Annotated in this window: 1 protein-coding gene; it reads left to right on the top strand. The window is 20.7% G+C overall.

Annotated elements, in window-relative coordinates; translation table 11 throughout:
* Nucleotides 1-271, top strand: a 271-nt coding sequence (locus E6A48_RS11430) for a hypothetical protein (protein ID WP_219710439.1), incomplete at both ends; no start/stop codon positions are given.

Here is a 271-nt window from a genome sequence, read left to right as displayed (position 1 = left end):
ACAAATTTAAGATATTCTATTATAGATAATGAATTAAATATTATTTATTTTAACAAAATAAAAACAAAAGATTTTTCTGATGCATATGATAAAATTGAATACTTATCAAAAAATATAATAGATAATATTATGTCAAAATACAAAATAAAGGCTATTGCTTTTTCTCTAGCCTCTTTACTAGATAAGACAAGAAGAATAGCTCAGTCTTCTCCTATGATAAATAATTTTGAGAATGTAGAACTTGCAGACATTTTTGAAAAAAAATATAATA

It is taken from the genome of Brachyspira pilosicoli, assembly GCF_019402445.1.
GTDB lineage: Bacteria > Spirochaetota > Brachyspiria > Brachyspirales > Brachyspiraceae > Brachyspira > Brachyspira pilosicoli_B.
The sequence above is the reverse complement of the archived record's forward strand: the minus strand, read 5'-3'. Positions and strand labels throughout refer to the sequence as shown.